The 14,713-nt window shown below is 75.0% G+C and carries 14 protein-coding genes and 1 pseudogene; 10 read left to right on the plus strand and 5 right to left on the minus strand.

Annotated elements, in window-relative coordinates; genetic code table 11:
• Nucleotides 1-258 precede the first annotated feature (258 nt).
• Complete coding sequence (locus tag BLW85_RS06705; protein ID WP_244174824.1) at nt 259-834, minus strand: Rv1733c family protein; 576 nt, start codon at nt 832-834, stop codon at nt 259-261.
• A gap of 252 nt (nt 835-1,086) precedes the next feature.
• On the opposite strand from BLW85_RS06705, the gene BLW85_RS06710 reads away from it, so the two are divergent.
• From BLW85_RS06710 to BLW85_RS06725, 4 genes are all read left to right on the plus strand, one after another.
• Complete coding sequence (locus BLW85_RS06710; RefSeq protein WP_244174825.1) at nt 1,087-2,175, plus strand: WD40/YVTN/BNR-like repeat-containing protein; 1,089 nt, start codon at nt 1,087-1,089, stop codon at nt 2,173-2,175.
• Between the two features lie 141 nt (nt 2,176-2,316).
• Nucleotides 2,317-2,994, plus strand: coding sequence for a uracil-DNA glycosylase (locus BLW85_RS06715; RefSeq protein WP_074991415.1), 678 nt, complete (start codon nt 2,317-2,319; stop codon nt 2,992-2,994).
• Nucleotides 2,991-4,034 (plus strand): N-acetylglucosamine kinase, encoded by a 1,044-nt coding sequence (locus tag BLW85_RS06720; protein WP_244174826.1) that lies wholly within the window; start codon nt 2,991-2,993, stop codon nt 4,032-4,034. The genes BLW85_RS06715 and BLW85_RS06720 overlap by 4 nt, the downstream gene beginning before the upstream one ends.
• 11 nt (nt 4,035-4,045) lie before the next feature.
• Nucleotides 4,046-4,972 (plus strand): sirohydrochlorin chelatase, encoded by a 927-nt coding sequence (locus BLW85_RS06725; protein WP_107409079.1) that lies wholly within the window; start codon nt 4,046-4,048, stop codon nt 4,970-4,972.
• A 67-nt stretch (nt 4,973-5,039) separates the two neighbouring features.
• On the opposite strand, the gene BLW85_RS06730 is transcribed toward BLW85_RS06725, so the two are convergent.
• Complete coding sequence (locus tag BLW85_RS06730) at nt 5,040-6,080, minus strand: lactonase family protein (protein WP_074991417.1); 1,041 nt, start codon at nt 6,078-6,080, stop codon at nt 5,040-5,042.
• A gap of 177 nt (nt 6,081-6,257) precedes the next feature.
• Between BLW85_RS06730 and BLW85_RS06735 the strand changes: the two genes are divergently transcribed.
• Nucleotides 6,258-6,728, plus strand: coding sequence for an MFS transporter (locus BLW85_RS06735; RefSeq protein ID WP_074991419.1), 471 nt, complete (start codon nt 6,258-6,260; stop codon nt 6,726-6,728).
• 112 nt (nt 6,729-6,840) lie between these two features.
• Here BLW85_RS06735 and BLW85_RS06740 read toward each other — a convergent pair whose 3' ends face one another.
• On the minus strand, nt 6,841-8,322 hold the full coding sequence (locus tag BLW85_RS06740) for an FUSC family protein (protein ID WP_074991421.1): 1,482 nt from the start codon (nt 8,320-8,322) through the stop codon (nt 6,841-6,843).
• Between the two features lie 241 nt (nt 8,323-8,563).
• Here BLW85_RS06740 and BLW85_RS06745 point away from each other — a divergent pair, with 241 nt between their 5' ends.
• The 3 genes from BLW85_RS06745 to BLW85_RS06755 all read left to right on the plus strand — a co-directional run bounded on the left by BLW85_RS06745 (nt 8,564) and on the right by BLW85_RS06755 (nt 11,325).
• Nucleotides 8,564-9,040: an Lrp/AsnC family transcriptional regulator gene (locus tag BLW85_RS06745; protein ID WP_074995994.1), complete on the plus strand. Its 477-nt coding sequence runs from the start codon at nt 8,564-8,566 to the stop codon at nt 9,038-9,040.
• Nucleotides 9,041-9,059: 19 nt separating this feature from the next.
• A complete protein-coding gene (locus BLW85_RS06750) occupies nt 9,060-9,755 on the plus strand; it encodes an HAD family hydrolase (protein WP_074995995.1) in 696 nt (231 codons plus the stop codon).
• Between the two features lie 94 nt (nt 9,756-9,849).
• Entirely contained in the window at nt 9,850-11,325 is a 1,476-nt protein-coding gene (locus tag BLW85_RS06755; protein WP_070026463.1) for an MFS transporter, read from the plus strand.
• Nucleotides 11,326-11,358: 33 nt separating this feature from the next.
• On the opposite strand, the gene BLW85_RS06760 is transcribed toward BLW85_RS06755, so the two are convergent.
• Entirely contained in the window at nt 11,359-12,180 is an 822-nt protein-coding gene (locus tag BLW85_RS06760) for a LysR family substrate-binding domain-containing protein (protein ID WP_074991423.1), read from the minus strand.
• 110 nt (nt 12,181-12,290) lie between these two features.
• On the opposite strand from BLW85_RS06760, the gene BLW85_RS06765 reads away from it, so the two are divergent.
• On the plus strand, nt 12,291-12,683 hold the full coding sequence (locus BLW85_RS06765) for a DUF5997 family protein (protein WP_070026461.1): 393 nt from the start codon (nt 12,291-12,293) through the stop codon (nt 12,681-12,683).
• Nucleotides 12,684-12,807: 124 nt separating this feature from the next.
• Nucleotides 12,808-12,981: pseudogene (locus BLW85_RS40865) on the plus strand (DUF4132 domain-containing protein); the annotation flags it as partial.
• A gap of 186 nt (nt 12,982-13,167) precedes the next feature.
• Here the strand turns inward: BLW85_RS40865 and BLW85_RS06775 are convergent.
• The gene (locus BLW85_RS06775) at nt 13,168-14,712 is read right to left on the minus strand and encodes a TRAFAC clade GTPase domain-containing protein (protein ID WP_074991428.1); all 1,545 of its coding nucleotides are present in this window, start codon (nt 14,710-14,712) and stop codon (nt 13,168-13,170) included.
• Nucleotide 14,713 lies beyond the last annotated feature (1 nt).

A 14,713-nucleotide genomic window follows, 5' to 3' on the forward strand; every position in this document is an offset into this window, starting at 1 on the left:
GCGGCTGATCGTGGGGCGCGCGGCGGCGCACGGCGGTGCGGTGTCGGGACACGGCAGGCGGCAGCTTGCGGTGCGACGGCGCGGTGCCGGGAGACGGCAGGCGGCCCAACCACGGTGGTGCGACGGCGCGGTGCCGGGACACGAAAGGCTGCTCAACCACGGTGGTGCCACGACGCACGGCGCCCTGGGGCCGGTGCAGGCGCGCAGGCCCCCGTACTCCTCTGCCGGCGGCGCAGTCACCTCCCGAAGCGCCCCCGGTCACACCATGCGCCCCCACTGCGGGCCCAGCCGGGCCCATTCCGTGTCCCAGGCGGTCAGCCGGCGGCGTTCCAGGCGGACGCGGAGGAGCAGGCCGCCGCTGAAGGGGACGAGCGCGGTGGCGGCGCCCGCCAGGCCGCCGAGGAAGGCGGCCCGCAGGGCGGCCTGGCCGGGCGTGACGGGGCTGTCGACGAGGTGGCCCCGGTGATCGGTCCAGACGGTGACCCGGGCACCGGCCTCGCTGCCCGGCACCACCCGGACCCGGCCGGTGCGGGCGGAGCCGTCGGCCGCCGTCCAGCGCACCTCGGCCCAGACCCGTTCCCCGGGCAACGGGTTCCGGCGCGCCGCGGACGCTTGAGGGGCCTGCGCGACCAGGTGGGCGACGGCCGGGTGCCGGCCCGCGCGCTGGTGGGCCAGTCCGTCCGACATGGAGCGGGCCACCGTCACCCCGGCGAGCGACCCGGCCAGCACGGTGAGCAGCCAGACGCCCAGCACCAGCCAGCCCTCCACGACGTCCGCCCGACGTCTGAGCGGGTTGCGCCGCCAGCGCCAGAGCCACACCCTCGGTCCGCGCAACGCCGTCCTCCCCACGAACTCGCCGGCCGGCCTGACCGCCCGCCCGTGACAAACCGTCACTCCGACGGTCGCACGCCGCACCCGCTTCCCGCAGGCACATGCGGGAACGGAACCGGTATCTCCCCGTCCGGGACCGCCGACACCCCTGTGAGCTGGGTCGACGTCCGCTCCTGAGGAGACTGTCAGTGGTGGGGTGCACACTGGCCGACAACTGACGACAACTGGGACAAAGGCGTCCCGGAGGTGATCGGCATGACCGAGGTACTGCTGGCGGTGGGCACCCGCAAAGGCCTGTTCATCGGACGGCGCCGGGGCCAGGGCCCCTGGGAGTTCGACGAAAGCCCGTACTTCAACGCGCAGGCCGTCTATTCGGTCGCGATCGACACCCGGTCCGGCACCCCGCGGCTGCTCGCGGGCGGCGACAGCGCCCACTGGGGACCGTCGGTGTTCCACTCCGACGACCTGGGCCGCACCTGGACCGAGCCGCCGAGGCCGGCCGTCAGGTTCCCCAAGGACACCGGCGCCTCCCTGGAGCGCGTCTGGCAGTTGCACCCGGCCGCCGCCGAACCCGACGTCGTGTACGCGGGCACCGAACCGGCCGCGCTGTACCGCTCGGCGGACCGCGGCGAGAGCTTCGAACTGGTCCGGCCGCTGTGGGAGCACCCCACCCGCTCCCGCTGGGTGCCGGGCGGCGGCGGTGAGGGGCTGCACACGGTGCTCACGGACGCGCGCGACAAGGCCGCGCTGACGGTCGCCGTCTCCGCCGCCGGCGTGTTCCGCACCACCGACGGCGGGGCGAGCTGGACACCGTCCAACTCGGGGGTGTCAGCGGTGTTCCTGCCGGACCCGGACCCCGAGTTCGGCCAGTGCGTGCACAAGGTCGCGCGGGACGCGGCCGACCCGGACCGGCTGTACCTCCAGAACCACTGGGGGGTGTACCGCAGCGACGACGCGGGCGCGCACTGGACCGACATCGGCGCGGGCCTGCCGTCCACGTTCGGCTTCGCGGCGGCCGCGCACCCGCGCCGCGGCGGCACGGCGTACGTCTTCCCGATCAACGCGGACAGCGACCGCGTGCCCGCCGGCCGGCGCTGCCGGGTCTTCCGCACGGCCGACGGCGGCGGCTCCTGGGAGCCCCTGACCCGGGGCCTGCCGACCGGGGACCACTACGGCACGGTGCTGCGGGACGCCCTGTGCACCGACGACGCCGACCCGGCGGGCGTGTACTTCGGCAATCGCAACGGCGAGGTGTTCGCCTCGGCCGACGACGGCGACAGCTGGCGGCAGGTGGCCGCGCACCTGCCGGACGTGCTGTGCGTGCGCGCCGCGGTGGTCGGCTGACGGCGGGTGCGGAGCGGACGGCGGGCCGTCGCGGAACGGGGGAGACGTGCAGCGCTCACGGATGCGGCGAGGGCCGGGTGTCCGGCCGTGTTCCGGTCATCGGTTGATCACCGGCCGGTTCACGGCAGTAGGGTGACGCCCGTGGCACCACGACCCTTGCATGAAATCGTCGAACCGGGCTGGGCGAAGGCCCTGGAACCCGTGGCCGGACGGATCGCCCAGATGGGCGACTTCCTGCGCGCGGAGATCGCCGCGGGACGCACCTACCTCCCGGCCGGGGCCAACGTCCTGCGGGCCTTCCAGCAACCCTTCGACGAGGTAAGGGTCCTGATCGTCGGTCAGGATCCCTATCCCACCCCCGGGCACGCGGTGGGCCTGTCGTTCTCGGTCGCCCCCGAGGTACGGCCGCTGCCGCCGAGCCTGATCAACATCTACCGCGAGCTGCACCAGGACCTGGGTCTGCCGCAGCCGTCCAACGGCGACCTCACCCCCTGGACCCAGCAGGGCGTCCTGCTGCTGAACCGGGCGCTGACCACCGCGCCGCGCAGCCCGGGCGCCCATCGCGGCAAGGGCTGGGAGGAGGTCACCGAGCAGGCGATCCGGGCACTGGCGGCCCGCGGCAAGCCGCTGGTGTCCATCCTGTGGGGCCGTGACGCCCGCAATCTGCGCCCGCTGCTGGGGAACCTGCCGGCGGTGGAGTCCGCGCATCCCTCGCCCATGTCGGCCGACCGCGGTTTCTTCGGCTCACGGCCCTTCAGCCGGGCCAACGAGCTGCTGATCCAGCAGGGCGGACAGCCCGTGGACTGGCGCCTGCCGTGACGGCCGCCGGGTATCTCGCCGTGGACTCCGGCGGTTCCGGCCTCCGGGTCGCCGTCGGCGTTCCGGGCCGGGCGCCGTCGGCACAGCGGGAGACCCGGGAGCCGGTCCGCACCGGCGCGCGGGGCATCGACCCCGGCCATCTGATGACCCAACTGGCGCCCCTGGCCCGGGACCTGGCGGCGCGGGCGGGCGTGACCGAACTGGGTACGGCCGTCATCGGCGCCGCCGGGTTCGCCACCCTGGGCGACGCGTTGCGCGCCGAACTGCCGCACGCCCTCGCCCGTGAGCTGGGGGTGGCGCGGGCGGCGCTGGCCGCCGACGCCGTCACCGCCTATGCCGGCGCGCTCGGCACCCGGCCGGGCGCGGTGCTCGCCGGGGGCACCGGACTGATCGCCATCGGCACCGACCTCACTGCCTGGCGCCGGGCCGACGGCTGGGGGCATCTGCTGGGCGACTGCGGGGGCGGCGCCTGGATCGGCCGGGCCGGTCTGGAGGCGGCACTGCGCGCCCACGACGGCCGCGACGGCGGCTCCGGCCCGCTGCTGCGGTCCGCCGAGAAACGGTTCGGGCCGGTGCGCGAACTGCCGGGCAGGCTCTATCCGCGGCCCGACCGGCCCGCCGTACTCGCCTCGTTCGCGCCCCTGGTGGCCGAGTGCGCCGAGCACGACCCGGTCGCGGCGGACATCCTGCGCGCGGCCGCCCGGCACATGGCCGATTCCGCCGCGGCCGTCTGCCCGCCCGACGGCCGGCCGGAAGTGGCGCTCACCGGCGGCCTGTCCAAGATGGGCGACCCCCTGCTGGTCCCGCTGCGCGAGGAGCTGGCGCGCCGGCTGCCGCATGCCCGGCAGGTGCTCCCCGAGGGCGACCCGCTGCACGGCGCGGTACGGATCGCGACCGAGCTGGCGGCCGGGCGGCTCACGCTGCCGGGTGAACCGACGATGCTGCACGTCGTCACCGCCACCCGTACGCGATCAGACAAAACCGGACGGATACCGCTCACCCGCCCCCTCCCCGAACAGGAGGGCCCGATGAGCCAGTAACATGCGGCGCCATGAGCTCCTCCACTGGACCCGCGTCCGGCCTGCCTGTTCGAATGCCGCGACCCCGCCAGCCCGGACGGCACCGCCGGCCGGAACCGCTGGTGGCTCCCGAGGGTGCGCCCGCGCTCGTCCTCGCGGTGCCCGGTGTGCCCAGCGCCGCCACCCGCGGCCTCGCCGAGGAGGTCGTGAGCATCGCCCGTTCCGAGCTGCCGGGCCTCGACGCCCGGATCGGCTACCTGGACGGTGACGACAACGAGTTCCCCGCGCTGCGGTCGGTGCTGGCACGTGCCGCCGAGGAGCGCACGGCCCGCTACGAGCAGGCCGTCGCCGCCGGGGTCGAGGGCGTCAGCGAGCCCGACGGCCCGGTCGCGGTGGTCGTCCCGCTGCTGGCCGGTCCGGACAACGCGCTGCTGCGGCAGATCCGGCAGTCGGTGATGGACAGCCGGGTCGCCGCCGAGCTGACCGATGCCCTCGGCCCGCACCCGCTGCTCGCCGAGGCGCTGCACGTACGGCTGTCGGAGGCGGGTCTGGCCCGCGCCGACCGCGCCCGGCTGTTCACCGTGGCCACGGCCGCCGACGGCATCGTCCTGGCCTCCGTGGGCGGCGAGGAGGCCGTGCAGGCGGCCGGGATCACCGGCATGCTGCTCGCCGCGCGGCTGGCCGTGCCGGTGATGGCGGCGGCCCTGGACCAGGAGGGCTCCATCTCCTCCGTGGCCGAGCAGCTGCGCGCCGCCGGTTCGCAGCAGCTGGCGCTCGCGCCGTACCTGGTCGGCCCGGAGATCGACGCGGCGCTGCTCACGGCCGCCGCCGAGGAGGCGGGCTGTGCCACGGCCGAGCCGCTGGGCGCGTACCCCGCGATCGGCAAGTTGGCCCTGGCCAAGTACACGACGGCCCTGGGCATCGCCCCCCAGCAGCCCCAGGGCACCCCGGTGCGCTGACCGCGCCCGGACTGACGAGCGGGGCCCGCTCCCTTCGGGGGCGGGCCCTTTCGCCTGTCCCGGGCGCTTACCGGAAGACGACGCAGGAGGCGGCGGCCACCTGCACCGAGCCGTCGTACCGGGGCAGTCCGGTCGCCTGGTCCACGGTGAACCAGCTGACGTCGCCGGAGCGTTCGTTGGCCACGTACAGGAAGCCGTCGTGCTCGGCCAGGGCGCGGGGCCAGTGTCCGCCGCAGGGCACGGTGGCGAGCGGGCGCAGACCGTCCGGTTCGACGGCGAGCACCGACAGGACGTCCTCGCCGCGCGTCGCGGCCCACACGAAGCGGCCGTCGGGCGACGCGACGATCCCCGAGGGGTAGGCGTCGCCGGCCGGGGCGCCCGGCAGCAGCGGGACCTCGCTGAGCGGCTTCAGCGAGCCGTTCGCGGCGTCCCAGCGGCACACCGTCACCGTGGGGGTCAGTTCGTTGACGACGTAGGCGTGTTCGCCGTCGGGATGGAAGGCCAGGTGGCGGGGCCCGGAGCCGGGCCGCAGCGCGCACTCGCGGTGCAGGGTGGGGGTGCCCGCCTCCAGGGTGCACACCCGCACCGAGTCGGTGCCGAGGTCGACGCTGACGGCCCAGCGGCCGCTCGGGTCGGGCTGCACCTGATGGGCGTGCGGGCCCCGCTGGCGCCGGTCGTGCGGGCCGGAGCCGGTGTGCTGGAGCCGGCCGGACGGTTTCGCGGCCAGGGTGCCGTCGGGGCGCAGGGGTACGGCGGTGACGCTGCCGCAGCCGTAGTTGGCGGTGAGCACGTGCCCGGCGTACAGGCCGAGGTGGGTGGGGCCGCTGCCGTCCACCGGCACGGGCGGCCCGGCGAGTTCCGGCCGGCCGCCGTTCACCCGGAAGGCGGCGACGGCGCCCTCGGCCGTCTCGCTGACCGCGTAGAGCATGTCCCCGTCCGGGGAGAGGGCCAGGTAGGAGGGGTCCGGTACGTCGTTCACGGCGGAGACGAGGGTGAGGGCGCCGCCTCCCGGCGCGACCTCGGCCGTCACCAGTCCCGGTCCGCCTGCCGCCGTGAACGAGCCGATGAACGCCTGCCGTCCGCCCGCCCTGTCGCCGCCCTGTACCACCGCTGTCCCCTTTCCGTCGGGCCTGTTCCGCGCCGACGGTAGCAGCCCCCGGGCGCCGGTCTAGACCAAGAGGACGGCGTGGGGCGGGAGTTCTTCCGGAGCCTAGGGCCGGGGGCGCGCAGGCCCGCCAGCGCGGTTTCGAAGAGAGGTAGCAGGTAGTCGGGGGATTCGTTGAGCTTGGCGATCGCGACGATCAGGTCGAAGATCTGCTCAAGTGAGGTCGTCGCGGATGCGCCCGGCCTGCTGGGCAGCGGCCGGCAGGGGGCGGCCCGCCTCGACGGCGCGGGCGCGGTGGCCGGTGACGCCGTGGCCGCCGGTGTGCTGGTCGGCGCCGGGACGAGCCTGATCATGATGCCCGCCGTCGTCGCGGCCACCAGCGGCATCGATCCCCGCGACGCCGGCGTGGCCTCCGGCCTGATCAACATGTGCCGCCAGCTCGGCGCGGCCCTCGGCCTGGCCGCACTGGTCACCGTCGCCACCACCGTCACCGGCCACAGCGACGGCTCTGGCGACGCGGCCGTCGTGGACGGTGACCGCACCGCCTTCCACGCCGTCGCCGCCCTCAGCCTCCTCGGCACGGGCCCGGCGCTGCTGCTGAGGACGGCCCAGGACGACGAGGGCCGGCCGCAGCCGCCCGACGCCGCCTGACCACCCCACCGCCCGGCCTGCTCGCAAGACGTGTCGGAGACGGGCCCTGGTGCGGTGGCGTCCACCGGAGCGACCGCGTCGCCCGCCCCGGTCAGCTGGACCCGCGCGACCGTCAGACCCCGTACGCCGGCGCCCGCAGCGGCTCCGCGAGGGCGGCCAGCGCTCGCTCCAGACCGTGCACATGCGCGAGCGCGGGGGACGCCGGCGGCTCCGCCGGGGCGAGCGTCGCCGTCGCGTCGCCCCCGGTCAGCGCCTCCACCGCCGCCTCCACGCGGCCGCAGGCCGTCGACAGCCGGGCGTCGTGGGAGGCCTCGGGGTCGGCGGCGACCGCGACCAGGCCGCGGATCTCCCGGGCGCAGTCGTCGAGCAGCGCGAGCACCTGGCGGGCGCGCCGCTTGCGGGCCGGCAGCGGGTTCAGCGGGTGCACCAGCGGGGCCACCGAGAGCCGTACGCGGCCGAGCAACTGCTCCAGTTCGGCCACGCGGGGCGCCGGGTCGGCCGTCGGGGAGCCGGCGAGCCGGGCGGCGGCCTCGGCCGTGCAGGCGTGGACGCAGCGCAGGGCGCGCTGGATCCAGGCGTCCGTGGTGGCGTGCGTGGTGACCGGCAGCACGAACAGCACCGCGAGCGCCGCGCCGACCGCCCCCACCGCGGTCTCGCCGAGGCGCAGCGCCAGCAGGCCGGGGGTGAGGACGCCGAGGAGGCCGTAGAGCAGCTCGGCGAGGACGGTCACCCAGAGCATCATCCAGGTGTAGGACACGGGAGCGGAGTAGAAGATCCCGAAGACGGCGACGGCGAGCAGGACGGCCGTCGGCACCGGCGCGCCGTGCACGGGTACGGCGAGGAGGAAGCCCAGGCAGATGCCGAGCAACGTGCCGAGGACCCGGCGGAAGCCGCGCACCAGGGTCTCGCCGCGCGAGGCGGTGGCCACGAAGACCCACCAGGTGGCGCCGACGGCCCAGTACCAGCGCTGCCCGGACACCAGTTCGCCCACGATCAGGGCGAAGCCCGCGCCCGCGGTCGCCTGGACCGCCTGGCGCGTGGTCACCCGGGCGAGCCCGGTCCCGGCGGGCGGGGCGGGCGCGGCGGGGGCCGGGGGCAGCCCGCGCTCGTAGCACCACAGCCCGAAGCGGACCACGGCCGCGCCGAGCACCGAGAGCAGTACGGCGGCAAACAGCTCCGGCAGCCGGTCGGGGGTGGCGTGCAGGAACTGCGCGGCGAAGAACATCATGAACGCGAACACTCCCAGGCTGTGGCCGCGCGGCCCCCAGCGGCGGGCGTACACGCCGGCACCGACGACGGCGAGGAAGGCGAGGTCCCGCGCGAGGGGGTACGGGTGCAGCGCGGCCGCCCCGGCGAGCACCGGCAGGCCCACGCCGGGCAGCAGCGCGGTGGTGAGCGCCTGGCCGCGCACGGTGGCGTCGGCGACGGTGAACAGGGCCAGCAGCGCGGCGAGACCGCCGGTGATCGCGCCGGCGACGGACTGCCCGGCCAGCAGACAGACCACCACGGCGACCCCGATGCCGAGGACGGCCCGCGACGCCCAGCGCAAGCGCGCCCGGCCCGGGTCCGGAGCCACGAACACCTTCTTCAGCACTGCTGCCCTCCCCGAGGAACACGAAGGAAATCCGGAACGCAAAAGGCGCCGCGGAGGGTCCGCAGCGCCATCGACATGTCTATAACAGCATCCTCGACCGCAGTGGCTCAAGCCCAGCCCGATTCACTGGGCCAATGGTCCATCCGATGCCGTGCGCGTCGACACCAGGGCTGGCCAACGGCCCAGGTCGGGCGGTGCGCGTCGCTCCGGGCGCACTGGGCCATTGGTACAGTCGTACATCATGGCCGTGGACGAACTCGACACCCGCATCCTGCGGCTGCTCCTGGAGCAGCCGCGCACCAGCGTGCGCGAGTACGCGCGCATCCTCGGCATCGCCCGCGGCACGCTCCAGGCCCGCCTGGACCGCATGGAGCGGGACGGCGTGATCACGGGCACCGGTCCCTCCCTCTCCCCCGCCGCCCTGGACCACCCGGTGCTGGCCTTCGTGCACATCGAGGTCACCCAGGGCCACCTCGACGACGTCGGGGACGCGCTGGCGGCCGTACCGGAGATCGTGGAGGCCTTCTCCATCACGGGCGGCGGCGATCTGCTCGCCCGGGTGGTGGGCCGGGACAACGCCCATCTGGAGGACGTCATCCAGAAGCTGATCAGTCTGCCGGGCGTGGTGCGCACCCGCACCGAGGTGGCGCTGCGCGAGCGCGTCCCCTACCGGCTGGGTCCCCTGGTGGAGTCGGTGGGCCGCGCCGCCCGCGCCTGACCCCGGCATGCTGGGGCGCATGAGCGATCTCGGCGCCCTCGCGGTCATCTTCGATCTCGACGGCACGCTGGTGGACAGCGAGCCGAACTACTACGAGGCGAGCCGCCGGGTCCTGGCCGAGCAGGGCGTCACGGACTACGGCTGGGCGGAGCACCAGACCTACGTCGGCATCAGCACCTGGGAGACGGCGCTGCTCTGGCGGGAACGCTACCGGCTGCGCGCCCCGGCGGAGGACCTGCTCGCCGCGACCGACCGGCACTATCTGGAGCTGGCCCGCGCCCACACCCGCGTCTACCCGGAGATGCGCGGCTTCCTGGAACTGCTGGCGGCCGACGGCGTGCCGACCGCGGTGGCCTCGGGCTCCACGCCCGAGGCCATGGCGGCCATCCTGGCGGGCACCGGCCTGGACGCCCTGGTGCGGGCCGTCGTCTCGTCCGCCGACGTACCGCGCGGCAAGCCCGCTCCCGATGTGTTCCTGGAGGCCGCCCGGCGGCTCGGCGCCGATCCCGGCGACTGCGTGGTCCTGGAGGACGCGGCCCCGGGCGCCGCCGCCGCGCACGCGGCCGGCATGCGCTGCATCGCGATCCCCTACGTCGCCGCCCAGGCCGACGCCCCCGGCTTCGCCACCGCGGCCCTGCTGCTGCGCGGCGGCCAGTCGGAGTTCAGGGCGCGGTCGGCGTACGCCTGGTTGCAGAAGGCGGCGCGGAGAACATAGTCGTACATACGATCTCGTATCCGGACGGACACCGACGCGCCGGGCGTTCCTGTCTTGCGTGCTCAATGCCCCGTCGCTGCTTAGCGTGGCCCCCATGACCATGGACAAGGCCGGGCCGGCCGCCGACAAGCGGCGCTGGCAGGCGCTCTGGGTCTGTCTGACGGCGGGCTTCATGACGCTGCTCGACAGCTCGATCGTGAACGTCGCCCTCCCCTCGATGGAACGCGGCCTGGGCGCCGACACGGCCGATCTGTCCTGGGTCGTCTCGGGGTACGCGCTCACCTTCGGGCTCGCCCTCGTGCCCGCCGGACGGCTCGGTGACCTGCGCGGGCGGCGGACGGTGTTCCTGTTCGGGCTGGCCCTGTTCACGTTCGCCTCGGCGGCCTGCGGGCTGGCCTCCGACGCGGGCTGGCTGGTGTTCTTCCGGCTGTCGCAGGGCGTGGCCTCGGGCATCCTGGCGCCGCAGACCACCGGGCTGATCCAGCAGATGTTCCGGGGCACCGAGCGGGCCCGCGCGTTCGGGATGCTGGGCAGCGTCGTCGGGCTGTCCACGGCCATCGGTCCGCCCGCCGGCGGGCTGCTGATCCACCTCTTCGGCACCGACGACGGCTGGCGCTGGGTGTTCTACGTCAATCTGCCGATCGGGGTCGCCGCCTTCTGCGCGGCGCTGCGGCTGCTGCCGCGCACCCCGCCCGCGCCGGGCCGGCGGGAGGGCATGGACCTGCCCGGTGTGCTGCTCCTCGGTGCGGGCGTGCTCGCGCTGATGCTGCCCCTGGTGCAGGAACAGCAGTGGACGGGCCGGCTGAAGTGGGCGCTGCTGCCGGTGGCCGCGCTGCTGCTGGCGGGTTTCTGGGCGTGGGAGCGCTGGCAGGGCTGGTGGGGGCAGGCGCCGCTGCTGGACCTGCGGCTGTTCGCCCAGCGGTCCTTCTCGCTCGGCGTGCTGCTGAACCTGGTCTACTTCGCGGGCTTCACCACGCTGTTCTTCGTCTACACCCTGTTCCTCCAGAACGGCGTCGGCTACACCGCGCTCGCGGCCGGCTTCTCCTCCCTGCCGTTCGCCTGCGGTTCGGCGATCGGCGCCGCCGTGAGCGGCCGGCTGGTCGTGCGCCACGGGCGCAAACTGGTGATCGCCGGTCTCGGCGTGGTCGCGCTGGGCCTGCTCACGGTGATCGCGGCGGTGCAGCTGGTGCCGGGGCGGGGCGTGGCCTGGGCGGCGGCCCTGCCCCTGCTGGTCGCGGGCCTCGGCTCGGGGGTCACCATCTCCCCCAACACCACGCTCACCCTGGCGAGCGTTCCCGTGCGGCGCGCGGGGGCGGCGGGCGGGGTCCTGGTGACGGCCCAGCGCATCGGCTCCGCCGCCGGGATCGCCGCCGTCGGCGCCGTGTACTTCGCCCACCTCGCCAACCACGGCAGCCCGGCGACCGCCCTTCAGCTGGGGCTGCTGACGGCCGTCGGCATCATCGTCGTCGCCCTGACCCTCGCGGTGGCCGACCTGCGGGAACGGCAGGCCGAGCCGCTGAGCCCGGTGCCGAGCGCGGTCCGGCCGGAGGAACCCGACCCGGCGGCGTGAGCACGTCCGGCCCGAAAGGCGCCTCGGGGCTTCTCACGAGCGGCGCCGTGGCCTGCCCCGCTTGGCGGCCGGCCCGGCACCGCCCGCACGGGCCTGGCGGCCGCGGCCCGACGACTTGGCGGCGGGCTGCTGCCGGCCGCCCCGCTGCTCGGCCCGCCGGGGCTTCTTGTCGGACTGCGATGTGCCCGCCGAGGCCGCCGTACGACCGTCCGCGGGGCGCCCGTCCCCGGCGCGCGTCGATGTCGTACGCCCGCGCGTGCTGTTGACCGTGCGCCCCCGGACGATGCCGATGAAGTCCTCCACCAGGTCGGTGGTGGCCTCCTGCGGCCAGGACAGGGCGACGCTGGACTGGGGTGCGTCCACCACCGGGCGGTAGGTGAGGTCGCGGCGGTGGTAGAGGCGGGCCAGGGACTGCGGGACGACCAGGAGGCCGACGTTCGCGGCGACCAGCTCGATGGCGTCCGGGGTCGTCGCGGGACGTTCGAACGCGGGCTCGCCGGGCGGGGCGGTCCAGTCGAAGACGTCGTCGAGGGGATGGAAGAGCACCTCGTCGGCGAGGTCGGCCAGGGTGACCTCGTCGGCGGCCGTGATCAGGTGGTCCTTGGGGACGACGACCACGCTGGTCTCGGTGTAGAGGGGGATCGCGCTGAAGAAGTCGCGGTCCACGGGCAGCCGTACGAGTCCCGCGTCGGCCCCGCCCGCGCGCAGCAGCTCCGGCGCCTCGGCGGCGGGGGCCTGGACGAGGGTGAGCGGGATGTCCGGCAGGCGTTCGTGCCAGACCTTCACCCACTTGGCGGGGGTCACTCCGGGGACGTACGCGAGCCGGAACGACGGTGATTCCTCCGAGCCTGTCACCAGGCCAGGTTACCGGCCGCGGCAGGGCGGGCGGCCACCGGCCGGGGGCGGGGGCCCGGTGGTCACCTGCTGTGGTCGGTCCCCGCATCCGTGGCCGATACCCTGGTGGCATGAAGTCGCAGCAGAGCACCCAGACGATGAAGCCCGCGACCGCGGCGAAGAAGCTGGGTGTGTACCTCCCCGCCACCCCCGCCTCCTTCCAGGAGGGCGTGGTCTCGCGCGCCGAGCTGAACCAGCTCCAGGCCGACCCGCCGGAGTGGCTGAGCGAGCTGCGGCGCAACGGCCCCCACCCGCGTCCGGTGGTCGCCGCGAAGCTCGGTGTGTCCATCGCCGGTCTGGCGCGCGGCGGCGTGACCGAGCCGCTCACCACGGAGCAGATCGAGGCGCTCAAGCAGGAGCGGCCCGAGTGGCTGGAGAAGGAGCGGGCCACCCAGGCCGAGGTCCGCAAGGAGGCCGCGCGCCTCAAGGCCCGCAAGCAGGAGCAGGAGTCGGCCGAGGACTGACCCCTCCCGGCCCCGCCCACGGCTTTTCTGGCTTTTCCACAGCGCCCTCCGCCCGCCGGAGGGCGCTGTCAGTGGTCGCCTCTGGAGTTCCCGTCACTTGATCACTGCGGTGCGGGAGGCACGTATGGGGTGGGTGTCGGCGGGCGACTACGAGGTCGCCCTGGACGGCGGGAAGGTGGTGTGCCGCAACGCCGCCGGGCGGCTGCTGAAGTCGGTCCCGCCGAAGATCGCGGACGATCCGGCGGTCGTCGGCCTCAAGCAGCTCGTCGAGTGGCTGGAGCGGCACGAACGCCAGTGCGACCTGGTCCACTCCGCCGCCGCTGACCGCACCCATGACGTCTTCGGCCGCCTCGACCCCACCGATCCCGCCCGGTTCGCCCACGCCTGGCTGGCCGCGGCCCACTACACCGAGGAACTGGACCGGGCGCTGTGCGCGGCGGCCTGGTCCGGCTGACCGGGCCCGGCGGCGCGGGCCGCGGACCGCTCACTCGCGCAGACACCACTCGGTGAACGCCGCGACGCTGGGGTCCACCCGTCCCGCGCCGTCCGCCACCGCCGCCGTGCAGAAGTACCGGACCTCGCCGAACTCCAGGTCCATCGTCTCCACCAGGTTCCGCAGCCCCAGCCCCTCGCACAGCCACGCACGGGCCGAGTCGCTGTCGTCCGGGCGGTCGGGCAGCAGGGCGGGCTGCCCGGCCAGCAGGTCCCGCTTGCTGATGGCGACGGCGAGCCGGGCCCTGTCGAGGCGGGTGCCCATGGTGCGCACGGTCTGCACCGAGCGGGAGAACACGTCCTCCGGGTCGACCGTCGAGGCCAGGGTGCGGTCCACCTCGGGGCCCGTCGCGTCGAGGCGGGTCCAGAACGCGTCGACGGCCATCGGGTCCAGGACGAAGACGAAGGTGCGGGCCTCGCGGATGTAGCGCAGCGCGTCGGTCTCCTCCCGGCTGACGAACCGTTCACCGGCCGTGTCGAAGACGTGCACCAGCCGCTCGGCGCGGCCGGTGCCGCGCACGAACGAGTGGGCGCGCGGCAGTGTCTTCTGGGTGGGGCGGGTGTGCCCCTGGATCTCCAGCACCTCGTTGAGCACGCGCTGGTTGGCGCTCGACTCGGGGTCGGCGAGCCGGATCGCCGGCCCGCCGTCCTCCGCCGCGCCCTCCAGGGACTTGACCATCGCCGCCATCAGCTGGGTCTTGCCCGCGGCCCGGCCGCCGATCAGCGGCAGGATCAGCTCGGGCATGTGCCCGGCGTCCGGGTTCATCGGCCTGCCGCAGTGTTCGTGCACGCAGTGACCGCTGAGCCGGGCGTCCCTGCTCATCAGCATCAGCAGGGTCGGTATCCGCTCGCCGCAGGCGCACCGGCGCCGGAGGAGACCGAAGGTGCCGGGGCGGATGTCGGCGTGCCGGCGACGGCAGGTCGGGCGGGGGCAGTCGTACGCCGGATAGGGGACGCGTTCGAAGCAGCTCGGGCACAGCATCCCGCGCGGCAGCCCGCGCAGCAGCATCCCGGTGCGGTCGACGGCGCGCAGGGTGAGCGCGATCAGCCGGGCGCCGGCCATCAGCAGGGCCACGCCGAGCGCCTGGGCGGCGAACAGCGCGCCCAGCAGCGGCGCGGCGGCACCGGCGCCGAGGCCGAGGCCCAGGTAGAGGGTCAGGCCGTACGGGATCGAGAAGGCCCGGTGCACGGTGGGGGCCGTGAACTGGCGGGCGGTCACCTGGCGGTAGGCGTCGGAGAGCGTGCGGACGTACAGCCGCCTGCCCAGGGTGTGGAGTTGGCGCAGGTCGCGGGTGGCGGGACCGAAGAAGTAGTTGCGGTGGGCCAGTTCGTCGGCGGCGCGGTACGGCGGGACGGTCACGAACTCGGGGGTGCGCCGGCGCAGCACGCCGTCGAGCAGCCGGCCGTAGCGCCACAGCAGTTCGCTGACCAGGGCGATGCCGCGCAGGAGCGCGATCGCCGGAACGAGGGTCAGGTAGAGCAGGAGCAGTGCCAGGTAGGCGAGAGGGACGAGGACGAAGATCAGGACTTCCGCCACC

Origin of the sequence: Streptomyces misionensis (assembly GCF_900104815.1) — a bacterium.
GTDB classification, from domain to species: Bacteria; Actinomycetota; Actinomycetes; order Streptomycetales; family Streptomycetaceae; genus Streptomyces; species Streptomyces misionensis.